The sequence below is a fragment of the Paraburkholderia yinzeri genome, from assembly GCF_046581065.1.
Classification (GTDB): domain Bacteria; phylum Pseudomonadota; class Gammaproteobacteria; order Burkholderiales; family Burkholderiaceae; genus Paraburkholderia.
The window spans coordinates 3,284,145-3,309,822 of the sequence record NZ_JBFOCJ010000001.1 but is presented as its reverse complement, the minus strand read 5'-3'; the positions used below and the strand labels follow the sequence as shown (position 1 = coordinate 3,309,822).

The 25,678-nt window shown below is 65.7% G+C and carries 27 protein-coding genes; 12 read left to right on the top strand and 15 right to left on the bottom strand.

Annotated features, from left to right (window positions below; all coding sequences use genetic code 11):
* Nucleotides 1–30: 30 nt before the first annotated feature.
* From WJ542_RS15770 to WJ542_RS15755, 4 genes are all read right to left on the bottom strand, one after another.
* Nucleotides 31–1,683: an AMP-binding protein gene (locus tag WJ542_RS15770; RefSeq protein ID WP_411190123.1), complete on the bottom strand. Its 1,653-nt coding sequence runs from the start codon at nt 1,681–1,683 to the stop codon at nt 31–33.
* A 12-nt stretch (nt 1,684–1,695) separates the two neighbouring features.
* Nucleotides 1,696–2,178, bottom strand: a complete 483-nt coding sequence (locus WJ542_RS15765; RefSeq protein WP_411190122.1) for an aromatic-ring-hydroxylating dioxygenase subunit beta — start codon at nt 2,176–2,178, stop codon at nt 1,696–1,698.
* Between the two features lie 17 nt (nt 2,179–2,195).
* A complete protein-coding gene (locus WJ542_RS15760) occupies nt 2,196–3,515 on the bottom strand; it encodes an aromatic ring-hydroxylating oxygenase subunit alpha (protein ID WP_411190121.1) in 1,320 nt (439 codons plus the stop codon).
* A gap of 62 nt (nt 3,516–3,577) precedes the next feature.
* On the bottom strand, nt 3,578–4,576 hold the full coding sequence (locus WJ542_RS15755; protein WP_411190120.1) for a PDR/VanB family oxidoreductase: 999 nt from the start codon (nt 4,574–4,576) through the stop codon (nt 3,578–3,580).
* 205 nt (nt 4,577–4,781) lie between these two features.
* On the opposite strand from WJ542_RS15755, the gene WJ542_RS15750 reads away from it, so the two are divergent.
* The 5 genes from WJ542_RS15750 (at nt 4,782) to WJ542_RS15730 (ending at nt 8,376) form a co-directional block, all read left to right on the top strand.
* Complete coding sequence (locus WJ542_RS15750; RefSeq protein ID WP_411190119.1) at nt 4,782–5,945, top strand: thiolase family protein; 1,164 nt, start codon at nt 4,782–4,784, stop codon at nt 5,943–5,945.
* On the top strand, nt 5,942–6,253 hold the full coding sequence (locus tag WJ542_RS15745) for a Zn-ribbon domain-containing OB-fold protein (RefSeq protein WP_411190118.1): 312 nt from the start codon (nt 5,942–5,944) through the stop codon (nt 6,251–6,253). Before WJ542_RS15750 ends, WJ542_RS15745 begins: the two co-directional genes overlap by 4 nt.
* Nucleotides 6,254–6,374: 121 nt before the next feature.
* A complete protein-coding gene (locus WJ542_RS15740) occupies nt 6,375–6,785 on the top strand; it encodes a group II truncated hemoglobin (protein ID WP_027795496.1) in 411 nt (136 codons plus the stop codon).
* Between the two features lie 242 nt (nt 6,786–7,027).
* Nucleotides 7,028–7,759 carry an alanyl-tRNA editing protein gene (locus tag WJ542_RS15735; RefSeq protein ID WP_411190117.1) on the top strand — a complete coding sequence of 244 codons (732 nt, stop codon included), beginning with the start codon at nt 7,028–7,030 and terminating at the stop codon, nt 7,757–7,759.
* Nucleotides 7,756–8,376, top strand: coding sequence for a DUF924 family protein (locus WJ542_RS15730; protein WP_411190116.1), 621 nt, complete (start codon nt 7,756–7,758; stop codon nt 8,374–8,376). Before WJ542_RS15735 ends, WJ542_RS15730 begins: the two co-directional genes overlap by 4 nt.
* Nucleotides 8,377–8,404: 28 nt before the next feature.
* On the opposite strand, the gene WJ542_RS15725 is transcribed toward WJ542_RS15730, so the two are convergent.
* The 10 genes from WJ542_RS15725 to WJ542_RS15680 all read right to left on the bottom strand — a co-directional run bounded on the left by WJ542_RS15725 (nt 8,405) and on the right by WJ542_RS15680 (nt 16,129).
* Nucleotides 8,405–9,151 (bottom strand): SDR family oxidoreductase, encoded by a 747-nt coding sequence (locus WJ542_RS15725; RefSeq protein WP_411190115.1) that lies wholly within the window; start codon nt 9,149–9,151, stop codon nt 8,405–8,407.
* Nucleotides 9,152–9,197: 46 nt separating this feature from the next.
* A complete protein-coding gene (locus WJ542_RS15720; RefSeq protein ID WP_411190114.1) occupies nt 9,198–9,782 on the bottom strand; it encodes an LOG family protein in 585 nt (194 codons plus the stop codon).
* On the bottom strand, nt 9,779–10,504 hold the full coding sequence (locus tag WJ542_RS15715) for a TetR/AcrR family transcriptional regulator (RefSeq protein WP_411190113.1): 726 nt from the start codon (nt 10,502–10,504) through the stop codon (nt 9,779–9,781). Before WJ542_RS15715 ends, WJ542_RS15720 begins: the two co-directional genes overlap by 4 nt.
* 183 nt (nt 10,505–10,687) lie before the next feature.
* On the bottom strand, nt 10,688–11,308 hold the full coding sequence (locus tag WJ542_RS15710) for a diacylglycerol kinase (protein WP_411190582.1): 621 nt from the start codon (nt 11,306–11,308) through the stop codon (nt 10,688–10,690).
* Nucleotides 11,309–11,471: 163 nt separating this feature from the next.
* Complete coding sequence (locus WJ542_RS15705) at nt 11,472–12,503, bottom strand: glycosyltransferase family 4 protein (protein ID WP_411190112.1); 1,032 nt, start codon at nt 12,501–12,503, stop codon at nt 11,472–11,474.
* A 107-nt stretch (nt 12,504–12,610) separates the two neighbouring features.
* Nucleotides 12,611–13,558, bottom strand: a complete 948-nt coding sequence (locus WJ542_RS15700) for a UDP-2,3-diacylglucosamine diphosphatase (protein ID WP_411190111.1) — start codon at nt 13,556–13,558, stop codon at nt 12,611–12,613.
* A gap of 124 nt (nt 13,559–13,682) precedes the next feature.
* Nucleotides 13,683–14,213, bottom strand: a complete 531-nt coding sequence (locus WJ542_RS15695; protein WP_411190110.1) for an RDD family protein — start codon at nt 14,211–14,213, stop codon at nt 13,683–13,685.
* A 101-nt stretch (nt 14,214–14,314) separates the two neighbouring features.
* Complete coding sequence (locus WJ542_RS15690; protein ID WP_411190109.1) at nt 14,315–15,097, bottom strand: DUF3106 domain-containing protein; 783 nt, start codon at nt 15,095–15,097, stop codon at nt 14,315–14,317.
* 16 nt (nt 15,098–15,113) lie between these two features.
* Nucleotides 15,114–15,569 carry a DUF3619 family protein gene (locus WJ542_RS15685; RefSeq protein WP_411190108.1) on the bottom strand — a complete coding sequence of 152 codons (456 nt, stop codon included), beginning with the start codon at nt 15,567–15,569 and terminating at the stop codon, nt 15,114–15,116.
* Nucleotides 15,566–16,129, bottom strand: coding sequence for an RNA polymerase sigma factor (locus WJ542_RS15680; protein WP_411190581.1), 564 nt, complete (start codon nt 16,127–16,129; stop codon nt 15,566–15,568). The genes WJ542_RS15685 and WJ542_RS15680 overlap by 4 nt, the downstream gene beginning before the upstream one ends.
* A 334-nt stretch (nt 16,130–16,463) precedes the next feature.
* Here WJ542_RS15680 and WJ542_RS15675 point away from each other — a divergent pair, with 334 nt between their 5' ends.
* From WJ542_RS15675 to WJ542_RS15650, 6 genes are all read left to right on the top strand, one after another.
* Nucleotides 16,464–18,248, top strand: coding sequence for an acetolactate synthase 3 catalytic subunit (locus WJ542_RS15675; protein WP_411190107.1), 1,785 nt, complete (start codon nt 16,464–16,466; stop codon nt 18,246–18,248).
* A 115-nt stretch (nt 18,249–18,363) separates the two neighbouring features.
* Nucleotides 18,364–18,855 (top strand): acetolactate synthase small subunit, encoded by a 492-nt coding sequence (ilvN, locus tag WJ542_RS15670; RefSeq protein WP_027795483.1) that lies wholly within the window; start codon nt 18,364–18,366, stop codon nt 18,853–18,855.
* 90 nt (nt 18,856–18,945) lie between these two features.
* On the top strand, nt 18,946–19,962 hold the full coding sequence (gene ilvC / locus WJ542_RS15665) for a ketol-acid reductoisomerase (RefSeq protein WP_411190106.1): 1,017 nt from the start codon (nt 18,946–18,948) through the stop codon (nt 19,960–19,962).
* A 150-nt stretch (nt 19,963–20,112) separates the two neighbouring features.
* A complete protein-coding gene (locus WJ542_RS15660; RefSeq protein ID WP_027795481.1) occupies nt 20,113–20,766 on the top strand; it encodes a phosphatidylserine decarboxylase in 654 nt (217 codons plus the stop codon).
* Nucleotides 20,767–20,777: 11 nt separating this feature from the next.
* Complete coding sequence (gene pssA / locus WJ542_RS15655) at nt 20,778–21,656, top strand: CDP-diacylglycerol--serine O-phosphatidyltransferase (protein ID WP_411190105.1); 879 nt, start codon at nt 20,778–20,780, stop codon at nt 21,654–21,656.
* Between the two features lie 336 nt (nt 21,657–21,992).
* On the top strand, nt 21,993–23,537 hold the full coding sequence (locus WJ542_RS15650) for a 2-isopropylmalate synthase (RefSeq protein WP_411190104.1): 1,545 nt from the start codon (nt 21,993–21,995) through the stop codon (nt 23,535–23,537).
* A 101-nt stretch (nt 23,538–23,638) separates the two neighbouring features.
* On the opposite strand, the gene WJ542_RS15645 is transcribed toward WJ542_RS15650, so the two are convergent.
* Nucleotides 23,639–24,148 (bottom strand): hypothetical protein, encoded by a 510-nt coding sequence (locus WJ542_RS15645; RefSeq protein ID WP_411190103.1) that lies wholly within the window; start codon nt 24,146–24,148, stop codon nt 23,639–23,641.
* Nucleotides 24,149–24,395: 247 nt separating this feature from the next.
* On the opposite strand from WJ542_RS15645, the gene WJ542_RS15640 reads away from it, so the two are divergent.
* The gene (locus WJ542_RS15640; protein ID WP_411190580.1) at nt 24,396–25,670 is read left to right on the top strand and encodes a branched-chain amino acid ABC transporter substrate-binding protein; all 1,275 of its coding nucleotides are present in this window, start codon (nt 24,396–24,398) and stop codon (nt 25,668–25,670) included.
* Nucleotides 25,671–25,678: the final 8 nt, after the last annotated feature.

The following is a 25,678-nucleotide window of genomic DNA, read 5'->3' as shown; positions in this document are numbered from 1 at the left end:
GCGATTCCTGTGGTGTTCATGGGCGAGGTGTCAGTCCTGGCGCCGTTTCATCGAGCGGGTGTCGATGCAGCGCGGCGTGCCGGGCAGCGTGCTCGCGAGTTCCTTGAGCGCCGCGCGCTGCACTTTCTGCGTGCCGGTGAGCGGCAGGGCCTCCACGAATGCCACGTAGCCCGGCGCCTTGAAATAGGCAAGCTGTGCGAGGCACAACTGCGTGAGCGCGGCGGCCGTCTCGTCGAGCGCGTCTGCCGCGAGCGGCTCGCGCGTCATCACGCACGCGAGGACCTCGTCGCCGCGCACCGGGTCGGGCGTGGCGGCAACCGCCACATCCGCGACCAGGGGATGCCGGCGCAGCACGCTCTCCACCTCGACGGCGGAGATGTTCTCGCCGCTACGGCGAATCACGTTCTTCTTGCGGTCGACGAAATACAGATGTCCGTCGATATCCTGGCGCACGATGTCCCCCGTATGGAACCAGCCGGCCTCCCATGCCGACGCCGTTGCTTCGGCATCCTTGAGATATTCGAGAAAGAAGCCGCGACGCGGTTCGGGGCCGCTCGCGCGCACCCAGAGCTCGCCGGGCGTGCCAGGCGCGACCGGCGTGCCGTCATCGCCGACGATGCGCACGTCCAGCGCCGCCTCGGGCTTGCCGAAGCACGACTGGCCGACATGGCGCGGCTCGCGGTTGGCGATCACGACGGCGCCCGCGCCGGTCTCGGTCATGGCCCAGGCTTCGAGCAAGGGAATGCCGAAGCGCGCTTCGAACGGCGCATGCAGGGTCTTGTCCACGCCCGCGCCGAAGCCGAAGCGCACTTCGTGGCGGTGGTCGTCGGCATGCTCAGGCGCACCCAGCAGCATGGCCGGCATGACGCCGAGGTAATGCATGAGGGTCGCGCGCGAGGCGCGTACGCTGTCCCACCACGTGCGCGGATGAAAGCGGTCAAGTGCGACGATCGCGCCGCCCGCGAATATCATCGCCATCGTCGAGTAGGCCATGGCGTTCATGTGCGTCATCGGCAGCGGCGTGATGAGGCGCTCGGCTCCCGGCCGCAGCGTGCACAGACCGCCGATGCGGTTGTACCAGACGCCCGCGAGCAGGAAGTATTCATTGGGCAGCACGCATGCCTTCGGACGGCCTGTTGTGCCAGAGGTATAGAGCAGCGCGCATTCGGTGCCCGTGTCCGGCACGCCGCTACGCGCGGGCGTGGTGGTGTGCGGGATCGCGTGGGTGTCCGCTTCGCATAGCACGACGGCGCGGCGCGCAGCCGCCGCGGCCGCGCGCAGGTCCGCATGACGCGCGGCGGGCGCGATTGCAAGGTCCAGTTCGCTGTGACCGGTGATGTATTCGAGCTCGGCGGCACGCAGTTCGGTGGAAAGCGGCACCACGGAAACGCCGAGCGCATTGAGCGCGAGCCAGTGCGTGAAGAAGGCAGGGCGATTCTCGAGCATCAGGCCGGCGCGATGGCCGGGGCCGAAGCCCGCGGCGCGATAGCGCCCGGCGAGCGCGTCCACGCGTTCGAGCGCTTCGCCATAGCGCAGCGCGCCAGACTCGATGCCGTAGACCTGCGCGGTCTCGGGCAGCACGACGAGGAAGTCGTGCTCGGGATAGCGTCTCGCGCTGGCCGCAAACGCGGCGTAGACGGACGGGAAGGGCAGCGCTTCGTGTTGGATTCGATCGGCAGACACGTTGCTGGGTCCTCACATGAAAAGCTGCACGGACGGCAGCGCCGCGTCGCAGTTGAGCAGGTCGATACGCTTCTCGCGAATGCGCAGCGTGCCGCCTTCGTCGATCAGGTGATGGCGCGCGACGCCCGTGAAGACCAGTTGCTCGTCGCCGCGCGCTTCGGCGTAGATGAACGGCGTGCGCAGACGAAAGCCGGCGGCGTCCGCGGCTTCCACTTCGGGACGCTGCAGCACATGCTGGCAACGGCTTTCGGGCTGCTGCGAGAACGCGCGCGGCGCTTTCAGACGCTCCACGCGCAGCTTCAGCAACAAGCGATCCTCGTACATCAGCGAGGCGTGGTTCAGGCCGTCCGGCTGGTTCGGCGCGAGCGGGATCCAGTAGAGACCGTCGGCGGCGAAGAGTTCGTACCAGGCGTCGAAGTGCTTTTCGTCGAGCAGGCGCGCCTCGTGGTAGATGAAATCGATCAGCGCGTCGCGCCGGGCGGGGGATGTCGTCATCGCGTGCGTCCTCGGGATCATTGGGCGCGCTCGGGCACCATGTAGCGTGCCCACGCGCGGAACTGGTTGCGCATCGAGATCTCGCTCGTGCCGTTGACGGTTTGATCCTTCGCCTCGGCTTCGTCCGCGCGATAGTCGCGATGCAGGCTCACCCAGTCGTTGCCGCTTGCCCGCAAGCCTTCCTGGATCGCGCGATAGACGTGCAGATCGTCGTGGCCCACGACCGACATCGGCGAATTGATGAGGCGCGAGTAGGTGAGCGTGCGTTGCAGAAGCGCGTCGGGTGCGCCCTTGAGGCGGAACGTCCACGATTCGATCAGCGTCTTGTCGGGCGCGATCGGGCGCACCACGCGGATCGCCTGGATGGCGCCTTTGATCGTGAGGCTCGGGTAATAGACGGTGTTGTGGCGTGCGGTGCCGAGCACGGACTTCGCCTTTTCCTCGCCCCATGCCTCGACAAGTTTTTGCTCGTAGTCGGGCAATGCCGAGTAGCTCGAATGGATCGAGAAATTCACGCCCGTGTAGCTGTGGCCGTTCTCGAACACGCGCATACCCATGCCGTCGAAGAACGCGTAGTCGGAGACGAACGGCACGAACTGCTCGATCGCCATTGGCTTCGGTTCGTCGGCGGGCTTGCCGTCCCATAGCTTCTTCGCCGTACCCGCCGAGGACTCGTGCGCCACCATCGGGTGCATCGTGTCGTTCAGGTTTTCGACGAACATCTTCCAGTTGCAGTTGTGCAGGTAGCGCAGGCAGCCGCCCGCGATTTCGAGTTCGCCTTCGGGCGAACGGTCGGCCATGTTGTCGATGGACGAAAGCGAGTCGCCGAAGTATTCGGCAAACGACGGCCCTTCATCGGCGAGACGCACGAACACGAAGCCGCGCCAGGTCTCGACGTTGGCGACCGCATGCAGCCCCTGGCCCGAGGGGCAATCGGCGAGGCGGGTGCCTTCGTAGCCGTTTTTCAGAGGAATCGCGAGCGGTTTGCCATCGGTCTTGTACGTCCAGGCGTGATACGGACAGCGAAAGAATTTGCCGGTGTTGCCGTGCGGTGCGCTGACGAGCCTGGCTCCCTTGTGCGCGCAACGATTCTTCAGCACGCGCAGGCTGCCGTCGCCCTGGCGGACCATCACGAGCGGCTCGCCCGCGATGTCGACGGTGAGGTAGTCCCCGGGCGCCGGCACCTGACTCGCGTGGCCCGCGTAGACCCACGTGCGGCGCCACAGGCGCTCCATTTCCAGATCGAATACTTCCTGGTCGAGATAGACGTCGCGATGGACCTGATCCGGCTCGACGAGCGCGGCGAGGGCGCCGTCGTCTTCGCGGTAGCGGGGCATGGAGAGCTCCTGGGCGTGGAAAGGGCAGTAGATGGCAACAGGGATGGCGAAAGCGTGCGTCGTTACGCGTCGAGAACGAGCCGCGTGCCGCACGCGCGCGACACGCAAGGGTGCATCAGCTTGCCCGCGCGCTTTTCGCTTTCGCTCAGACAGTAGTCCCGATGATCGACCGAGCCCTCGATTACACTCACCTGACACACGCCGCATTCGCCGCGCTTGCAGTCGTAGAGCGGATCGAGGCCGTGGGCGAGCATTGCATCGAGGATCGTTTGCGAGGGCGCGACGTGCAGCGTCACACCTGACTGGCGCAGCTCGACTTCGAAGGCGGTGTCGCCGGTTTGCGGCGCGACGGTTGCGAACAGTTCGGAACGGATCGACTCGCGCGGCCACCCGCGTGCCGTGGCGAGCGCGATGGCGGCGTCGATCAGGCCTTGCGGGCCGCAGAGGTAGAGCGGCTGGGTGGGCGCGAGGGTGTCGATGAGGCGGGCGAGATCGAAGCGATCCGCCGCGAGTACGGCGTCGTCACCGTAGAGATGCAGACTGTCACCCGCGATGGCGCGTATTTCGTCGACGAAGGCGAGCTGCGTGATCGAGCGGCCGGTGTAATGCAGTGCGAAACGATGTCCGCGTGCGGCGAGGGCCGCGGCCATCGAGGCAATCGGCGTAATGCCGATGCCCCCCGCGATCAGGACGGCATCGTCGCGGGCGCCGAGCGAGAACCCATTGGCGGGCGACGTGATCCGCAGCGTGCGGCCGGCTTGGGCTTCGTCGTGCATCCACCGCGATCCGCCGGCACCGGTGTCTTCGCGGCGCACCGCGATCAGGTAGTGATCGGGGGTATGTTCCGCGGCGGCGTTGCCCGCGAAGTCCACGAGCGAGTACGCCCGCCAGTCGGTCTGGCCCTGCGGATGGACCTCCACGCGCACATGGGCGCCGGCCGTGTAGCCCGGCAGCGCATGACCATCGGCGGCGCGCAGCCGGAAGGCGGTGACGTGCGGCGTAAGCGGCTGCACCGCTTCGACCACGACCTCGAAAGCATCGGCGACGGTTGCGGTGCTCATCGTTCGGCTCCTTGCGTGACAGCCGGTTGGCGGGATGTCATGGGGCGTCTCCTGTCCGCCTGTCAGGCGGAGGATGCATGATCCGGTCTGCGGGGCTTACGGGCGATCTGGCGTTCTACGCGTAAACCCTTTAGATTCGAAAATATGAAATTTCATGTGTTTTATTGGATAATAAAAGCCATCGACTGTCAAGCAAGGAGGCAGCATGCAGCGCGATTTCGAAGGCGCGGCCATTGTGTGTGGCGTCGAAGTGCCGTACCGCCGGCAGGCGCCGGATCTCATCACGGGCGACCTGCTGGCCCAGGCGTTCGACGCGGCTCTCGCGCAATCGGGCTTTTCGGCACGCGACGTGGACGGCCTCGGCGTGGCGTCGTTCACGCTCGCACCCGATCACGCCATCGACATGGCCTGGCGGCTTGGCCTGAGCCCCCGCTGGTGCATGGACGACTGCCACGGCGGCGCGAGCGCGATCAACATGCTGCATCACGCGGTCCGCGCGATACAGAATGAGGATGCCGAGGTCATTGTGCTGCTGAGTGGGGACCGTTTCGAGGCCGCCGATTTCAGGCAGCTCGTGGAGCACTACAACCTCACCACGCGCCGCTACCTGCGTCCGCTCGAAAACGGCGGCCCGAACAGTTTGTTCGCCATGCTAACGAAGCGGCATGCCCGGCGGCACGGTCTCGACGCGCGCGATTACGGTGCGCTGTGCGTGGCGCAGCGCGAATGGGCGTCCATGAATCCCGGAGCCGTATATCGAACGCCGCTGACGCTCGACGATTACCTGGTCGCCCCGCGCGTGGCCGATCCGTTGGGGCGTTTCGATTGCGTGCCGGTGGTGTGCGGTGCGAATGCGATCGTGGTGGCGCGCTCCGACCGTATTACGGCCGGTGCGCAAAGCGCGCCGGTACGGGTGCGCGCGCTGCAGTGCTGCTATAACCCCGATCACCAGGCGGGCGACGGCCTGCAAACGGGACTCGCCACGCTCGCTCCCGCGCTCTGGTCGCAGGCGGGTGTGGGCCCTGCCGATATCGACGTGATCTCGGTGTACGACGACTATCCCGTGATGTCGCTGATCCAGCTAGCCGATCTCGGTTTCGCGCCCGACGGAGACCTGCGCGCGTTGATCGCCCGCATCGCCTCGCGGGCGTTGCCGGTCAACACGTCGGGTGGTCAGCTTTCGGCGGGGCAGGCGGGGGCGGCGGGCGGCATGCATGGCCTCGTCGAGGCCATCGCGCAACTGCAGGGCGAAGCGGGCGCGCGTCAGGTCGGCAATGCCCGGCGCGCGCTGGTAAGCGGCTACGGCATGGTGCAGTATCGATACGGCATGTGCGCGAATGCGGTGGTGCTGGAGGGGCAAACGGCATGAACGAAACGACCCTGACGATTTTTCGCTGCCGAGCTTGCGGCGAGGCGCCGTTCCCGGCGCGCTACCGCTGCCCGCGTTGCGGCGCGGCCGACTGGGCGAGCGAACCCGCTTCGCTGGGCACAATAGAGGAATGCACGGTGGTGCGGCATCGCGTAGGCACGCAAGGCGCGGGCGATGTCCATTTGGCCAGCGTGCGCACGATGGTGGGCCCGGTCGTGATCGCGCGGCTCGACGGGCCGATGCGCGAGGGCGAGGCCGTCGCGCTGACGATCGACGACGACAGGCGCGTGCTGGCGCGGCGCACATAAGCGGCGGACCCGCGTCAGCGCGGCGCGCAGCCGCCGACGTGCCGCTATGCGAAAATCGTCGTTTCGGCTTGAGCGTCTCTGCGTCGGGCCCATTCTCAACGTTTTTGCATCGATTTTCCGTATGACCGATCCAGCCGACGAAGCGCCGCAGCAACCCGCGGCCTTCGAACTCGTCGGCGGCGAGGCGCGCGTGCGCGAGCTCGTCGACCGCTTCTATGACCTGATGGACCTCGAAGCTGACTTCGCAGGCATTCGCGCCTTGCATCCGCCGACGCTCGACGGTTCGCGCGACAAGCTGTTCTGGTTCCTGTGCGGCTGGCTTGGCGGCCCCGATCACTACATCGAGCGTTTTGGCCATCCGCGTTTGCGCGCGCGGCATCTGCCGTTCGCGATCGCCTCGTCGGAGCGCGACCAGTGGCTGCGCTGCATGGCCTGGGCGATGGAGGACGTCGGTTTGCCCGAGCCGCTGCGCGAACGCCTGCTGCATTCGTTTTTCGATACCGCCGACTGGATGCGTAACCGTCCGGGTTGAGGTGATGCGCCAGGGCCGTTCTGGCGCGATTGGCCCGGTTCACCCGCCGGTACAGTCCGGCAGGGCACGCGGTAACTGCATTTCGGCACGCCCCGCGTGCGGCTCATAATGTGGCGCTGGCACGATAAACCGCTTTGCATGGGACCGCGCTAAGGGCTAAAGCGCCAGGTGCGGTCGACAGCTTTGCATGGGACCGCACTAAGCGCTAAAGCGCCAAGTGCGGTCGACAGGAGACTCGAAGCATGACTACCCGCGCATTGTTTCGCGAAGATGCCTATCTGACGCACTGCGACGCCACGATCGTCGCCGTAGGCGAGGACGGCGTGCGTCTGGACCGGACCGTGTTTTATCCGCTCGGCGGCGGCCAGGCCGGCGATACCGGAGCGCTCGTGCTCGGCGACGGCACGCGCATCGAGATTGCCGACACGCGCAAGGCGAAGTTCGAGGGCGCCACCCCGGACGACGCTCTGCACGTGCCCGCCCCCGGCCAGGAGGCGTTGCTTGCGCGTCTTGGCGCAGGCGAGACAGTGCGTGCCGAAATCGACTGGGCACGCCGTCACCGTCACATGCGGCTGCATACGGCGAGCCACCTGATGTGCGCGGTGCTGCCGTATTCCGTGGACGGCTGCAGCATCACAACCGACTATGCGCGGCTCGATTTCGCGACGATCGAGCCGATCGAGCGCGAGATGGTGGAGGCGCGGCTGGCGGAGCTGGTGGCGGGCGCGCACCCGGTCGCGACGGAGTGGATCACCGACGAGGAAATGGCGGCGCGCCCCGAACTCGTGCGCACGATGAGCGTGAAGCCGCCGATGGGCCTCGGCCGCGTGCGGCTGCTGCGTATCGAGAGCGTGGATCTGCAGCCCTGCGGCGGCACGCACGTCCGCAACACGAGCGAGATCGGCGCGCTGCGCGTGGCGAAGCTCGAGAAGAAGAGCGCACGCACGCGGCGCCTCGTGCTGGAACTCGCATGACGCAAGGCGAGGCCTTGCCCGATGTGCGGGACGTGCTGGACTTCTGGTTCGGCGCGCCGGGGTCGGCCGAATACGGCACGGCGCGCAAGATGTGGTTTCGGAAGGACGAAGCGTTCGATGCGCGGCTGCGCGAGCGCTTCGGTGCTTTGCTGAATGCGGCATGCGCGGGCGAACTCGACGCGTGGGCCGCGACGCCTGAAGGCACGCTCGCGCTCGTGATCGTGCTCGACCAGTTCTCGCGCAACTGCCATCGCGGTACGCCGCGCGCGTTCGCCGCCGACGGCCGTGCCCTTGGCATGGCCCAGCGCCTCGTGGCAAGCGGAGAAGACCGCAGGCTCCCTACGCTCTATCACCGCGTGTTCGCGTATCTGCCGTTCGAGCATGCCGAATCGATGGAGGCGCAGCGCGAGTCGCTGCGCCTCTTCGGTGAACTGCGCGGTGAACTGCGCGGCGAACCGCGGCACGAGCCTCACGGCGAGAGCTACTACGACTACGCCGTGCGCCACGCAAGCGTTATCGAGCGCTTCGGACGCTTTCCGCACCGTAACGCGCAACTGGGGCGCGCGTCGAGCGAAGCCGAACGGGCTTTCCTGAGCGAGCCGGGCTCGTCGTTCTAGCGTGGGGCGAGCGGGGAAGCGTACTGATTCAGCGCCCGCCGCTCACATCGATAAGCGCGCCGCTCACGTACGAGGCGGCATCGCTCAGCAGCCACACGATCGTTTCGGCCACTTCGTCGGCGCTGCCGGGACGTCCGAGCGGCGTCTGCGCGCCGAGCACGGCCGCGCGCTCGGGGCGTCCGCCGCTCGCGTGGATCTCGGTGTCGATGAGGCCGGGACGCACCGCGTTCACGCGTATGCCTTGCGGGCCGAGTTCCTTGGCCAGACCGATCGTCATCGTGTCGATGGCGCCTTTGGAGGCGGCGTAGTCGACGTACTCGCCGGGCGAGCCGAGCCGGGACGCCGCCGACGACAGGTTCACGATGACACCGCCGTCGCCGCCGCGATCCTTCGACATGCGCCGTGCCGCTTCGCGTGCGCACAGGAACGCGCCGTAGACGTTCACGTCGAACACGCGCTTCATGCGTTCGGCGCTCATGTCGGCGAGCGGCGTGGACGGCGCGACGATGCCCGCATTGTTGACGAGTGCGTCGATGCGCCCATAGGCGCGTTCGAGCGTCTCGAACATCGCGATCACGTCCGCTTCGTTCGACACGTCGCCGTGCAGCACGCGTGCGTGACCGCCCGCGCGCCCGACTTCGGCTGCCGTTTCCTCGGCGGCCGGTTCGTTATGCTGATAATTGACGCCCACGGTCCAGCCGCGCGCGCCCAGGAGCCGGGCGGTCGCGCGGCCAATGCCGCGGCTCGCGCCGGTGATCAGGACGACCTTGCTCATCGGTGTGTCCCCATCGTGTGAAGGGTTGGGATTGAATCCGGTCGGGCTAGACCTTCTCGCGCATATCGGACCACTTGTCCTGCGCGGGCGCGCGGTAGCGTTCCAGCTTCTCGATGAGCGCGGCGGGCTCGCTGTCGACCTGCAGCAGATCGAAGTAGGTCTGGCGCATGAAGCCCTCGCGTACCGTATGCCGGAGCAGCGCGATGAGCGGGTCGTAGAAGCCGTCGATGTTGAGCACCGCGACGGGCTTGTGGTGATAGCCGAGCTGCGCCCACGTGTAGACCTCGAACAGCTCTTCGAGCGTGCCCGCGCCGCCGGGCATGGCGACGAACGCATCGGAGAGATCGGCCATCATCTTCTTGCGATGATGCATGTCGGGCACGACGTGCAGCTCCGAGAGTCCCTCGTGGCCCACTTCCTTGTTCACGAGCAGTTCGGGAATCACGCCGATCGCGCGGCCGCCTTCGGCCATCACGGTGTCGGCGATTACGCCCATCAGGCCCACCTTGCCGCCGCCGTAGACGAGGCCGAGGTCCGCCGCAACGAGTGCCCGGCCGAAAGCGCGGGCCGCTTCGGTGTAGACGGGACTGACTCCGTGCGAGGAGCCGCAATACACACAGACCGCTTTCATTCGCGCACGTCCTTGTTGTCACGCGCCGCGCCGTCGCGCGGCGGCAGGTAGTCGTAGAACTCGCGCTTTTCCAGCTTGCCCGAGACGAGGTCGTCGAAAAGCTGGCGCGCGCGTCCGCGCAGGTAGGGCGCCATCAGCGAAACGATCTGCACGCTCACCTGGTGGAGCTCGTCGCGAATCGCTTCCTGATCGTTGTACTTGCGCGGGTTCATCACGAACTGGTAGGAGAGCCAGTAGGTGGCGATCACGCCGATGTTGGTCGCCGTCACGTCGATCTCGGCGGGCGTGGCCACCATTTCGCCGTCCGCCACGAGCTGCTCGCAGAACTGCTTCGCGAAGTGCACCTTGTGGCTGATGATCTGCTTGAAGTGCATCTCCAGCGTGCGGTTGCGCGCGAGCAGATCGTTCAGGTCGCGGTAGAGGAAGCGGTAGCGCCACGTGAAATCGACCATGTACTGCAGATAGGCCCACATCTCGTCGATGGTTGCCCGATGGTCGTCGGGAAAGCGCAGCCGCTTTTCGATCTCCTGCTCGAACTGGCCGAAGATGCTGTTGATGATGTCGTCTTTGTTGCGGAAGTGGTAGTACAGGTTGCCTGGACTGATTTCCATTTCCTCGGCGATGGTCGTCGTGGTGACGTTGGGCTCGCCGATCTCGTTGAACAGTTTCAACGAGAGTTCGAGTATCCGTTCGCGTGTACGGCGGGGAGTTTTGGCTTCCATGTCGTCCGGCCCAGAAAGTGCCGGGCTTGCGCGCTGCTGCAGGTTTGCTGCTGCGTGGACAGCCCGGATACGGTTGGTCTTTTCAAGACTATCGAACGATTATAAACCGACGATTCGGCCTGTAAGGAATCGTAACGGGAGCGGGGCGCGGGCACCCATGCGCCCGGCATCGCGCGGCAGGGTTTACAGCGAGGCGAGCCAGCGTACGAGCGGCGGTCCGAAGAGCGGCACGAGGATCAGCCCCCATGTCATCACGCAGAGAACGAGCGCCACGGTGACGGCCGCGCTGCCGAGGTCCTTGGCGCGCTTCGAGAGCTCGTTGCGCTCGAGGCCGATGCGGTCGATGGCGTTTTCGATGCTCGAATTGATGAGTTCGACGATCAGCACGAGCATCACCGAACCGAGCAGCAGCACGCGCGCCACGGGCTCCACCGGGATGACGAGGCCGATCGGCAGGAGAATGGCCGCGAGCGTGAGTTCCTGGCGGAACGCGCTTTCCTCCTCGATCGCCACGCGAAAACCTGCAATCGAGTTTTTGAGCGCGTGCCAGGCGCGCGTCACGCCGCGATTGCCCTTGTAGGGATTGAACGGCGGCGGCGCGAGCGGATCGTCCGGGCCGAGCGGTTCGTGGGGTTCGTGCGGATCGACGGGCTCGGCGGCGTCGTGGTGCGAGAGCGGCGGCTGGGGCGCTTCGTCCACGGCAGCGCCGGCCGCGTTGTCGGGATGATCGGGCGCGGCGCGCCGCTGCAGCGCGACGGCGGCGGGCTGGGCGGATCCCTGCGGTGAAGGCGAGCGTGGCGGCATGGCGGTGCGAGCGGTCGCACCAGTATCGCACGCCGCCCGGGTCGCTGCGCCGGACGCATCCGCCGCGGCAACCGCCTTGGGGGTGTTGGTGGGCTGATCCTGCGCGCCCTCGCGGGTGGGCACGCGCGCAGTCGAAGGCCGGGTCATCGCGAACCTCCCGGCTTCAGGCCGTGGCGCTCGATTCCTGCATCGTCGTGCGCGGCCGCGGCTTGAGGTGCGACGCGAACTGCTCGGACGCGGCGCGCCACGAGAAGCGCTCGGCCCATGCGCGCGCCGTGGCGCGGTCGATCTTGAGCGCTTCGAGGCAAGCTTCGCGCAGATCCTCGTTCATCGCGCCCGCGTGGCCGTTGCCGAGCACATCGATCGGGCCCGTCACCGGATAAGCGGCGACCGGCGTGCCGCAGGCAAGCGCTTCGAGCAGCACGAGGCCGAAGGTATCGGTGCGGCTCGGGAACACGAACACGTCGGCGGCGGCGTAGACCTTGGCCAGCTCCGGCTGACTCAGCACGCCGAGGTAGTTCGCCTGCGGATAGCGCGACTTCAGCTCGGCGAGCGCCGGACCCTCGCCGCAGACCCACTTCGAACCCGGCAGATCGAGCTTGAGGAACGCCTCGACGTTCTTCTCCACGGCCACCCGGCCCACATAGAGAAAGATCGGGCGTGCCGTGTTGAGCACCTTCGAATCCATCGGCTCGAAGATGTCGAGATCGACGCCGCGCGTCCACAGCACGACGTTCGTGAAGCCGAACTTCTCCAGGTCGGCCTTCACGACCGGCGTGGGCGCCATCACCGCGAGCGAAGGCTTGTGAAACCAGCGCAGGAAGCGATAGGTGGCCGAAAGCGGAATGCCGAAGCGGGCCTGCACGTACTCGGGAAAGCGCGTGTGATAGGCGGTCGTGTACGGCAGGTCGTGTTCGATCGCGTAGGCGCGCGCGGCGAGGCCGAGCGGGCCTTCGGTGGCGATATGCAGCGCATCGGGACCGAACTCGTCGATGCGCTTGCGCAGATGGCGCTTCGGAAGCAGCGAAAGACGGATCTCGGGGTAGGTCGGGCACGGGATCGTGCGGAATTCCAGCGGCGTAAGCAGGTCGACCTGATGCCCGAGCGCGATCAGCTCGCGCGTCGTGTTCTTGAGCGTCCGTACTACGCCGTTGACCTGCGGCTCCCATGCATCGGTCACGATCATTACTTTCATCGGTCGTCGGCTCTCTCGTATTGCGGTTGTTCTGTCCGGCCGGCCAGGCTGGCCCGGCTGCGGGCACGAAGGCGATCCGCACTCCTCGCGGATCGCCGGGCGCGCGTTCAGGCGCTGATGCGCGCCTTGCGCGAGGCGCCTTGCGCCTCGGGAGCCTGCATCACCGTCCAGTAGACGATGCGCAGTTCGCCCTCGAAGGTTTCGACGAGCGCCGAGAGGCTTTCCACCCAGTCGCCGTCGTTGCAGTACAACACGCCGTCGATGTCGCGGATCTCGGCTTTGTGGATGTGGCCGCAAACCACGCCGTCGCAGCCGCGGCGGCGCGCTTCGTCCGTCATCACGCGCTCGAACGACGAGATGAAGTTCACGGCGTTCTTCACCTGGTGCTTGAGGTACTGCGAGAGCGACCAGTACTGGAAGCCCAGTTTCGCGCGGATGCGGTTGAACCAGCGGTTCAGCACGAGGATCACCGTGTACGCCGAGTCGCCGAGGTAGGCGAGCCATTTGGCGTGCTGGATCACGCCGTCGAACAGATCGCCGTGCACGACCCACAGGCGCTTGCCGGCGAGCGTCGTGTGAAACGCCTCGTCGCGCACGTGGATGTCGCCGAACGCGAGGTTGCAGAACTGGCGCGCCGCTTCGTCGTGATTGCCCGGGATGTACACGACCTGAGTGCCCTTGCGCGCCTTGCGCAGCACTTTCTGCACCACGTCGTTGTGCGCCTGCGGCCAGTACCAGCCCTTCTTCAACTGCCAGCCGTCGATGATGTCGCCGACGAGGTACAGGTATTCCGACTCGTTGTGACGCAGGAAGTCGAGCAGGTAGTTCGCCTGGCAGCCGTTCGATCCGAGGTGGATATCGGAGAGCCAGATGGTGCGGTAGCGATGCGGGGCGGGATGGTCGTCGTCGTGGGGGCCGGTGGCGGTATCGGTGGAGATCGGCGGCGGCGGTGGGGAAAAAGTGGCGCCGCCAGAGCCGGAGTGAAAAGCGGCGGGGTCGGTGGCCGGTCCGGTGGTCTGCCGGAACAGCGTGGTCGCGGTCGGGTTCTGGGCCATGGCTCGCGCTGCGGGTTTGCAATACGCGCATTGCGCCATGCGGGCGTGACGGTGCCGTGACAGTCACAAGATGTTCTTGTTACGCAGTCCTGCGGTGCTGCGAAATGTTGCAAAACCGCGAGAGCTAGCGCGGCACGGCGGCGATGCGCGTGCCGGCGATACGGTCGTGCAGAAATTGGCGGCTCGTACCGAAGCGCGCGCTTGCGACCCAGAGCGCGAACCAGACGACCGCGAGCAGGAGCGTACGCGGAATCGAGAGATCGAAGAGCGGATGCAGCGCGAGCGGCGGGAGGAACCAGAGCCAGGCGGCGAGGTAGCGCAGCGTCGCGCGTGGGAGCGATGGCGGGGCGTCGTGCGGGCCGACCACGCGCAGGCGCCAGGTTTTCATCGGCAGCGTTTGCCCGCCGCGGTGCCAGAAGCCGACGAAGTAGACGCCGGCGACGATCGCGATCCAGACCGACATCAGGTGATGATAGGTGAGCCCGTTGCGCTGGCCGAGGGCGAGGCTGAACGCGAGTCCGGCGATGAAGATCACGCCGAACAGCAGCACGCTTTCGTACAGGAGCGCGGCAAGGCGCCGGCGGATGGACGGGGGCGTCCCGGCGTTCGTGGCGGAAGGGGACGCTTGCACCTCGGCAATGGCGGGTTCGGTCACGGTGGCGCCGGAAGTCGGAAAAGGGGGGGAGGACAGGATGCCTCAAGCATACCTGCGAACGCCCCCGTTCCGGCAACCAGGGGAAAGCAGCGGGAGGGGGCTTACGAACCCTTGTACACCGCGGATGCTTCGGCGGCCGGCGAAACGGGAGCGGGCGCGGCCGGCGCGTAGCTTGCGGCCGGGGGGATTGCCGCGGTGGCTGCCGGCGCGTTCATGGCGCCCGGCGCCGAACCCGGGCGCACGCCCGGCACCAGCGGTGCGGAAGCCGGCGAGTGCGGCTGGTTGCGGCGATCGCGTTCGTCGACGAGGCGGTCGATGTCGCGGACCTCGCTCTTGGTGCTGCTAGGCGGTGCGCTGACGACCGTGCGGCGCTTGCGCTCGGTCGCGGCAAGCTTCGCCTTCTGCTCGGGCGAGAGCTGCTGATAGTCCTTCCAGGCACGCTGGCGCGCCTGCGCCGGCAGTTCTTTCGACACCTGATAATTTTCGCGCGCGACACGCCGCTGCTCGGGGGTCATGCGGACCCATTCGGTCATGCGGTCATGCAGTCGCTTTTGTGCATCTGTCGTCAACTTCGGGTAACGCGCGGCGATTCTCAGCCACTTCTTCCGGCGCTCGTCGCTGAACTTGTCCCATTCCAGAGCGAACGGCGCGAGCGCCGTGTGCTGCGCATCGGTAAGATTTGCCCAGGCGAGGGGATCCTTGCGGCCCGGCAGGGGCGTAAAGGCCGTGGCGATCGACGTGTCGACCGAGGCTCCGCTGGCCGGCGTGCTGGCCGCCGCGCCAGGCGCGGCTTCGGGGTGAAAGCGCGGATAGGTCGCCACATACGACACGAGTGCCGCGACTACCGATCCAATCGCTACGGCCAGGCCGCGCTTGTAGCTCACCCCGTGCGTCTCCCCGTTAATGCGATCGCGACAGGTAGGCGTTGAAGCCGTGATCGAGATACGCAGTGAGCGGCAGGTCGTCGCTCAGCATGGCGGCGTCGATATCGGCAAGCTCGGCCGTGCGCTGCTGATCTTCGAAATACGCGATGGCGAAGAGGCCCGCCACGAGCGCGACGAGCGGCCAGGCGAGCACGAGGCGCGCAAACGGCGACCGGCGGCGCGGTGCGGCAAGACCGCCGGGTATTCCGACGCCGGTAGAAAAGCCAGCAGAAGCACCGACAGCGGCGCCGGCAGGTGCGAGCGCCGGCACGCGCACGAACACCAGCTCGGCCTTCTTGTGGGCGAGCGCGGTACGACGGGCGGCGGCGAGGCGATCCGTAGCGGAGGCGGGCAGGCCGGCGGCACTCTCGTCGAGGGCACGGCGCAGCTCCCGCACGAACTCTAGTTCTTTGTTTTCGAGAGTGGAGCTCATAGCGTGATTCCTTTTGCCTTGAGCGCTTGTGCCAGCGTGTGGGTAGCCCGGGAGCAGTGCGTTTTCACACTGCCTTCGGAGCAGCCCATCGCGGCGGCAGTCTCGGCGACATCCATATCTTCCCAATAACGCATGAGAAACGCCTCCCGTTGACGTGCCGGTAATTTCTGGATCTCCTGGTCGATCAGGTTGAGAACCTGTTCCCGTTCCAGTTGCTGTTCGCTGCTTTCGGCGCCCGCGGATCCCTGCTCGGCCTCGAAGATTTCGAGCGGGTCGAAGTCCTCGTCGTCGGCGTTGCCGAGCGAGGAGAACAGGCTCACCCAAGTATTGCGTACTTTTTGCCGGCGAAAATAATCATGTGTCGCATTTTGCAGGATGCGCTGGAACAGCAGCGGGAGTTCCGCTGCCGGTCGGTCTCCGTATTTTTCCGCGAGCTTGATCATCGCGTCCTGCACGATATCGAGCGAGGCGTCGTCGTCCCGCACGGCGTAGACCGTCTGCTTGAACGCGCGTCTCTCGACGCCCGCCAGAAAATCGGCGAGTTCTTTGTCTGATGCCATCCGTTGCAGGGCGCCGCCACCAGAGCGTACGCGTAATCGTTCGAAAAATGTCGTAAAACTCGCGGATGCTAGCAAATTTTCGCGCTCACGGGGTAATGGCGCGGCCAGACTGCGGTTAGATAATGGAATTTGCGTCATGCATGGACTGCAAGAATTGCTTGACCAGTGGGGCACGAGTCGCTATCTTCGACGGTTCGCAACATAAGTGACTTGTCTCAATTCGGATGTGGCCCAAGAAGCTCATCTGTCAACTGGACGCGCCGCTTGAACCCGAGCCACAAGCCCGGCAGAGAGCACCCGATCAATTTTTTGCCGAAAATTCGAAAGGTGAACGATGAATATGCCCAGCGCGGAATTCTCCACGTCGGTTTCCCCCGTTTCAAACGAATCTGACCCTCATGGCCAGCAAGGCCAGTCCATCGGCGGAACCGTGCTGATGAAGGCGCTCGCCGACGAGCAGGTCGAATTCATCTGGGGTTATCCCGGCGGCTCGGTACTCTACATCTACGACGAGCTGTACAAGCAGGACAAGATTCAGCACGTGCTCGTGCGCCACGAACAGGCAGCCGTGCACGCGGCCGACGCCTACGCCCGCTCGACCGGCAAGGTCGGCGTGTGTCTCGTGACTTCGGGCCCCGGCGTCACCAATGCGGTGACCGGCATCGCGACGGCCTATATGGACTCGATCCCGATGGTGGTCATCAGCGGCCAGGTGCCTACCGCCGCGATTGGTCAGGACGCCTTCCAGGAGTGCGACACGGTCGGCATCACGCGCCCTTGCGTGAAGCACAACTTCCTCGTGAAGGACGTGCGCGATCTCGCCGCCACCGTCAAGAAAGCTTTCTACATTGCGCGCACCGGCCGTCCCGGCCCCGTGCTGATCGACATTCCGAAGGACGTGTCGAAGACGCCGTGCGCGTACGAACCGATCAAAAGCATCGCGCTGCGCTCGTACAACCCGGTCACGAAGGGCCACTCGGGGCAGATCCGCAAGGCGGTTTCGCTGCTGCTGACGGCCAAACGTCCGTATATCTATACCGGTGGCGGCATCATCCTCGCCGATGCGTCGCGCGAGCTGAACCAGTTCGCGGACCTGCTTGGCTATCCGGTCACGAACACGCTGATGGGGCTGGGCGGCTACCGCGCGAGCGACCGCAAGTTCCTCGGCATGCTCGGCATGCACGGCACGTTCGAAGCCAACATGGCGATGCAGCACTGCGACGTGCTGATCGCGATCGGCGCGCGCTTCGACGACCGCGTGATCGGCGACCCGGCGCACTTCGCCTCGCGCCCGCGCAAGATTATTCACATCGACATCGACCCGTCGTCGATCAGCAAGCGCGTGAAGGTGGATATCCCCATCGTCGGCGACGTGAAGGAAGTGCTCAAGGAGCTCATCGAGCAACTCCAGCACGCCGAGCACGGCCCCGATACGGTCGCGCTTGCCGACTGGTGGAAGGACATCGAAGGCTGGCGCGAGAAGAACTGCCTGAAGTTCGACCGTTCGAGCGAGATCATCAAGCCGCAGTACGTGGTGGAAAAGGCGTGGGAGCTCACGGGCGGCAACGCGTTCGTGTGTTCGGACGTGGGCCAGCACCAGATGTGGGCTGCGCAGTTCTACCGCTTCAACCAGCCGCGCCGGTGGATCAATTCCGGCGGCCTTGGCACGATGGGCTTCGGCCTGCCGGCGGCGATGGGCGTGAAGATGGCGCACCCGGACGACGACGTGCTGTGCATCACGGGCGAAGGCTCGATCCAGATGTGCATTCAGGAGCTGTCGACCTGCAAGCAGTACGACACGCCCGTGAAGATCATCTCGCTGAACAACCGCTACCTCGGCATGGTCCGCCAGTGGCAGCAGATCGAATACAGCAAGCGCTATTCTCATTCGTACATGGATGCGCTGCCGGACTTCGTGAAGCTCGCCGAGGCGTACGGCCACGTCGGCATGCGGATCGAAAAGACCGCTGATGTGGAGCCGGCGCTCAAGGAAGCGCTGCGCCTGAAGGACCGCACGGTGTTCCTCGATTTCCAGACCGACCCTTCCGAAAACGTCTGGCCGATGGTTCAGGCCGGCAAGGGCATCACCGAGATGCTGCTCGGTTCGGAAGACCTGTAACGGTATTTGCACGGCGCCGTTTCGACCTCGCGCGGCGCGCGTCCACACAAAGGGCGCGCGGGTTCGCGGGGAAGGGCGGCAGTCAAGCTCCACTGGATAAATCGCGGATTACACCATGAGACACATCATTTCCGTTTTGCTGGAAAACGAGCCGGGCGCGCTTTCGCGCGTGGTCGGACTCTTCTCCGCACGCGGCTACAACATTGAAACCTTGACGGTGGCGCCGACCGAAGACCGTTCGCTGTCGCGCATGACCATCGTTTCCATTGGCTCGGACGACGTGATCGAACAGATCACGAAGCATCTGAACCGCCTGATCGAGGTGGTGAAAGTGGTCGACCTGACCGAGGGCGCCCACATCGAGCGCGAGCTAATGCTGATCAAGGTCAGGGCGGTTGGCAAGGAGCGTGAGGAAATGAAGCGGATGGCGGATATCTTCCGCGGCCGCATCATCGACGTCACCGAAAAGACTTACACGATCGAGCTGACGGGGGCGAGCGACAAGCTCGACGCGTTCATCGAGGCGATCGACGCCACCGCGATTCTCGAAACCGTCCGCACGGGCGGCTCGGGCATCGGGCGCGGGGAGCGCATCCTGAAGGTGTGACGACACCTCGCCATTCGTCGGATTCACATACGGCAGTACCGGATTTCTCAATTTTTTCGCTTATTTTTGTACTCTCGCCAGGGAACAGACATGAAAGTTTTTTACGACAAGGACGCCGACCTCTCCCTCATCAAAGGCAAGCAGGTCACCATCATCGGTTACGGCTCGCAGGGCCACGCCCACGCGCTGAACCTCAAGGACAGCGGCGTGAACGTGACGGTCGGCCTGCGTAAGGGCGGCGCTTCGTGGAGCAAGGCCGAGAACGCCGGCCTCGCGGTCAAGGAAGTCGCCGAAGCCGTCAAGAACGCCGACGTCGTGATGATGCTCCTGCCCGACGAGCAGATCGCCGACGTGTACGCGAAGGAAGTGCACGCGAACGCCAAGAATGGCGCTGCGCTCGCCTTCGCGCACGGCTTCAACGTCCACTACGGCCAGGTGATTCCGCGCGCGGATCTGGACGTCATCATGATCGCCCCGAAGGCGCCGGGCCACACGGTGCGCGGCACCTACTCGCAAGGCGGCGGCGTGCCCCACCTGATCGCTGTCCACCAGGACAAGTCGGGCGCGGCGCGTGACATCGCCCTGTCGTACGCGGCAGCGAACGGCGGCGGCCGTGCCGGCATCATCGAAACGAACTTCCGCGAAGAAACCGAAACCGACCTGTTCGGCGAGCAGGCTGTGCTGTGCGGCGGTACGGTCGACCTGATCAAGGCCGGCTTCGAAACGCTGGTGGAAGCGGGCTACGCGCCGGAAATGGCGTATTTCGAGTGCCTGCACGAACTGAAGCTGATCGTCGACCTGATCTACGAAGGCGGCATCGCGAACATGAACTACTCGATCTCGAACAACGCCGAGTATGGCGAGTACGTGACGGGTCCGAAGATCGTGACGGCTGAAACGAAGAAGGCGATGAAGCAGGTGCTGACCGACATTCAGACGGGCGAGTACGCGAAGAGCTTCATCATCGAAAACAAGGCCGGCGCCCCGACGCTGCAATCGCGCCGCCGCCTGACGGCCGAGCACCAGATCGAGCAGGTCGGTGCGAAGCTGCGCGCGATGATGCCGTGGATCGCCGCGAACAAGCTCGTCGACCAGTCGAAGAACTGATCTGACCTTGCTCGTGCGGCCAGGCGGCCGGAGAATTTTTCGCAACGCCGCCGCGCCGCCGCCGCCAGTTCCAGCAAAAGCCGCCCAGGTGGGATGAAGCTTGGGCGGCTTTTGCTATCCTACGGTTTTTAAAAAAACACCGAAGCCACCATGAATTACCCTCACCCGATCATCGCCCGCGAAGGCTGGCCGTTCATCGCCATTGCGGCCGTCGTGGCGCTCTTGATCCATGCCGTCGCAGGGTTCGGCCTCGCGTGGCCGTTCTGGCTGATCCTCATCTTTGTCGTGCAGTTCTTCCGCGACCCGCCGCGCCCGATCCCGACCCAGGCCAACGCCGTGCTGTGCCCGGCCGACGGCCGTATCGTCGCCGTGGAGACCGCGCACGATCCGTACGCGAACCGCGAGGCGCTCAAGATCAGCGTGTTCATGAACGTGTTCAACGTGCACTCGCAACGCTCGCCGGTCGACGGCGCCGTTGCGAAGGTCGAATACTTCCCGGGCGCCTACCTGAATGCGGCCATCGACAAGGCTTCGACCGAGAACGAGCGTAACGCTGTCGTGCTGACGATGGCCGACGGCACCGTCGTCACCTCGGTGCAGATCGCGGGCCTGATCGCGCGGCGGATTCTCTGCTACGTGCGTTCGGGCGAGCCGCTCTCGCGCGGCCAGCGCTACGGCTTCATCCGCTTTGGCTCGCGTGTCGACGTGTATTTGCCGGTGGGCAGCCGTCCGCGTGTGTCGATCGGCGAGAAGGTGTCCGCTTCGTCGACGATCCTCGCCGAACTGCAAACGCAATCGGCATAAGGAGGGTTGCGATGGCCGGACTCAAACCGCGTCGTCCCCGCAATGCGACGGGCGGACCGCTGCCGCGGCCGTTCCGCCGCAACAAGTCCTTGCAGGACCCGCCGATGGGCGTTGCGGCGACGCGCCGCGCCGCCCGTCAGCAGTTCCTGAAAAAGCGCGGCATCTACCTGCTGCCCAACGCGTTCACCACTGCGGCGCTGTTTTGCGGCTTCTTCGCGGTGGTGCAGGCGATGAACGTGCGCTTCGAAGTGGCGGCCATCGCGATCTTCGTGGCGATGGTGCTCGACGGCATGGACGGGCGCGTTGCGCGCATGACGCACTCGCAGAGCGCGTTCGGCGAGCAGTTCGACAGCCTTTCGGACATGGTGTCGTTCGGCGTCGCGCCCGCACTCGTGATGTACGAGTGGGTGCTCAAGGACCTCGGGCGCTGGGGCTGGCTCGCGGCCTTCGTCTACTGTTCCGGTGCCGCGCTGCGGCTTGCGCGCTTCAACACGAACATCGGCGTGGTCGACAAGCGCTTCTTCCAGGGCATGCCGAGCCCGGCGGCCGCGGCGCTGATTGCCGGCTTCGTCTGGCTGTCCACCGACAACCGCGTGCCGGTCAAGCTTGCCTGGCTGCCGTGGGTGGCGTTCGTGCTGACGATCTACGCGGGCGTGACGATGGTGTCGAACGCGCCGTTCTACAGTGGCAAGGCGCTCGACGTGCGGCACCGCGTACCGTTCGCGGCGATCCTGCTCGTGGTGGTGGCGTTCGTGCTCGTCTCGTCCGATCCGCCGCTGATGCTGTTCGGCCTGTTCGTGCTGTATGGCCTCTCGGGCTACGTGTTCTGGGCCTGGCAGGCCGCGCGCGGTCGCGCCAATCCGGCGCGTTCCTCGCCGCGCGACCGGTAGCACGGGCGCGTTTTACGCGACCCGGCACGCCCGCATTCGGGGCCGCTTTCGGCGGCCCCGGTCGTTTCCGGCGCTCGCTACGGTTCCCGGCCGCTCCGGGGCCCATCCGATTGCACTATCGGCCGAATCCGGCTATAGTCGGCGGCATGGCAACGATCTCGTTCCCCCTTCTTTCTCTTCAAGCCGGTGCGCTCCTAAGCGCGCTAGCTCTAGCGCGCCTGCCGCGCTGATCTCGCTCGCCCTCCGTAAGCCTCGTTCATTGTCAGCGTCGCCATCGGTGGCGCGAACACCCGAAATCCGTTTTAGACACTGAACAAGTCCCCCTGGAGACCCGAAATGGCAGCAGACAAGCTCATCATCTTCGATACGACGTTGCGTGACGGCGAGCAGTCGCCCGGTGCGTCGATGACGAAGGAAGAGAAGATTCGCATCGCGAAGCAGCTCGAACGCATGAAGGTCGACGTGATCGAGGCGGGCTTCGCGGCCAGCTCGAACGGCGACTTCGACGCGATCCACACGATCGCCGGCATGATCAAGGACAGCACGATCTGCTCGCTCGCCCGCGCCAACGACAAGGACATCCAGCGCGCCGCCGACGCGCTCAAGCCTGCCGACCACTTCCGCATCCACACGTTCATCGCCACCTCGGCGCTGCACATGGAGAAGAAGCTGCGCATGTCGCCCGAGCAGGTGTTCGAGCAGGCGAAGCTGGCGGTGCGCTTTGCGCGCAAGTTCACCAACGACGTGGAGTTTTCGCCGGAAGACGGCAGCCGTTCGGATCTCGACTTCCTGTGCCGCGTGCTCGAAGCCGTCATCAACGAAGGCGCCACGACGATCAACATCGCCGATACGGTCGGCTACGGCATTCCCGAGCTGTACGGCAACCTCGTCAAGACGCTGCGCGAGCGCATCCCGAACTCGGACAAGGCCGTGTTCTCGGTGCACTGCCATAACGACCTCGGCATGGCCGTCGCGAACTCGCTGGCCGGCGTGCAGATCGGCGGCGCGCGCCAGGTGGAGTGCACGATCAACGGTCTCGGCGAGCGCGCCGGCAATACCTCGCTCGAAGAAATCGTCATGGCCGTGAAGACCCGCAAGGACTACTTCGGCCTCGACCTCGGCCTCGACACCACGCAGATCGTGCCGGCCTCGAAGCTCGTTTCGCAGATCACCGGTTTCGTCGTGCAGCCGAACAAGGCCGTGGTGGGCGCGAACGCGTTCGCGCATGCCTCGGGCATTCATCAGGACGGCGTGCTCAAGGCGCGCGACACCTACGAGATCATGCGCGCGGAAGACGTGGGCTGGAGCGCGAACAAGATCGTGCTCGGCAAGCTTTCGGGCCGCAACGCATTCAAGCAGCGTCTGCAGGAACTGGGCATTCAGCTCGACAGCGAAGCCGAACTGAACAACGCGTTCGCGCGCTTCAAGGAACTGGCGGACCGCAAAGCCGAGATCTTCGACGAAGACATCATCGCGATCGTCACGGAAGAGTCGGCCGAGGCGCAGGAGAAGGAGCACTACAAGTTCCTCTCGCTCGCGCAGCACTCGGAAACGGGCGAGCGTCCGCACGCCCGCGTCGTGTTCTCGGCCGACGGCAAGGAAGTGACGGGCGAGGCGGCCGGCAACGGCCCGGTCGACGCGACGCTCAACGCCATCGAGACCGAAGTCGGCAGCGGCTCCGAACTGCTGCTGTATTCGGTGAACGCAATCACCACCGGCACCCAGGCCCAGGGCGAAGTGACCGTGCGTTTGTCGAAGGCTGGCCGTATCGTGAACGGTGTGGGCACCGATCCGGATATCGTCGCCGCTTCGGCGAAGGCGTATATCTCGGCGCTCAACAAGCTCTACTCGGGCGACAAGCTCAATCCGCAGCGTTCGTAAGCGGCGGCGCACCCCGTTGCGTCTACCGCTTCGGGGCACAAGCAAAACCCCCGCGCATGAGAGCGCGGGGGTTTTGCTTTTGGGCGAGATATCGCCGCGGATTAGAAGAAACCGCGGCGCTCGTCCGGGTCGTGCAGCGGATCGGGCGTCTTCTGCATGAGCCGAAGAACGCCGTCGTCGTCGAAGTAGAAGCTGTAGAGCATGTACCAGATGTCGTCGTCCAGATACCGGTACGTCCACGTCTGCCGCTTCATCAACGGGTAGTAGGACGTGTCTTCGGGGCGGCCGAAGTTCACGAGCACGTCGGCGCGCGTCCACTTGCCGATCTCGGCGCGATAGAACTCGCTGTTTTGCAGCACCTGGCGCACGTTCACGACCTTGCCGCTCGCGTCGATGTCGGCGGCGACGGTCGTCTCGCCCATCGGCTGGGTTGGCCACATCAGGCGCTTGCCGCCGTTCGGCAGGTCATAGATTTCGCTCGGCGGCCCAAAGCGGGCGATCACGGCTTGCGCGTCGTCGCCCGTATGGAATCGCTGCCAAGGCTGCACGCATCCGGCGAGCGCGAGCGCTCCGAGGCCGGCTGCCAGCGCGCGGGTAAAGCGGTTGAGCATGGAATCTCCCAAAGGCGATGTTCCGAAGAACGCCATTGTTATCAATGCCCTATTTTGACACGCAATGGCGCCTGGGCTTGCGGCATTGACACTGCGCACCCTATGATCCGCGCTTCGTCCGCGCCGGGTATCGAGTTGGGTTGCGTTGGGTTGCATTGGGTCGGGCGCGACATCGGAGGAAGAGGGTATGAAGGCACGAATCGGCCGCGCGGCGGCGGGGCTGGGAGCACGGGTGAGCGCGCTTGCGATGGCGTTCGGGACTGCGCTTGTCGTCGCATCGACGGGCGCGGTGCGGGCTCAGGCGGCCGAGGCGCAGGATCCGGCGGGCGCGCCGATTCGGCTCGCATTGATCGAGGGCATGTCGGGACCGTTCGCCGACGCGGGCGCAGCCGTCGAACGCAATCTTCGCTTCGGTGTGGAGCGCGTCAACGCGCGCGGCGGCGTGACGTTGCGCGACGGCCGGCATCCGCTCGAACTGGTCGTGCTCGACAGCAAGGGCAGCGCCGCGACGGCGCTGATCCAGTTGCACGCGGCCGCCGACCGGCACATCGGCTTCATCCTCCAGGGCAACAGCTCGGCGGTGGCGGCGGCGCTCGTGACGGCCGTCGAGCGCCAGAACGCGCGCGAGCCCGATAACCGCGAAGTCTTCCTCAACTATTCCGCCGACGACCCCGCGCTCACGAACGCGAACTGCAGCTTCTGGCATTTCCGCTTCGACGCTCACGCCGGCATGCGCATGGATGCGCTCGCGGACGTGATCGCCGCCGATCGTTCCGTCAGGAAGGTCTATCTGCTGAACCAGGATTACAGCTTTGGCCACGATGTGAGCACGCTCGCGCGCACCGCGCTCATTCGGCGCCGGCCCGACATCGCGATCGTGGGCGACGAGTTCCACCCGATCGGCCGCGTCAAGGACTTCACGCCCTATATTGCGAAGATCCGCGCTTCGGGCGCCGACGCCATCGTCACCGGCAACTGGGGCGACGACCTCACGCTGCTCGTGAAAGCCGCGCGGGAGCAGGGGCTCGACGCGAAGTTCTATACGTTCTACGGCAACAGTCTCGGGGCGCCGGCGGCGCTGGGCGACGCAGGCGTGAAGCGCGTGATCGCGGTGGCGGACTGGCATCCGAACGCCGGCGGCAGCGCCTCCGACGCGTGGTACGCCGCATTCCGCACGCGCTACCCGGCCCCGCGGGACGATTACCCGATGCTGCGCGTGGAAATGCTGGTCGAGATGCTGGCGCAGGCCATGACCCGCGCCGGCACGGCCGACCCCACCGCGGTGGCGAAGGCGCTGGAAGGGCTGCGGTTCATGGGCGACGAAAGCGGCTTTCATCCGATGTGGATGCGCCCCGACGATCATCAGGTGATCCAGCCCCTTTATGTGATGCAAATGGACAAAGCGGGCACGCCGGGCGTGCGCTACGACAACGAAGGCTCGGGCTACGGCTTCCGGACGGTGCGGGAATTACCGCCACAGCAGACCGTGCTGCCGACGACGTGCCATATGAACCGGCCCTGAGCGCAGTG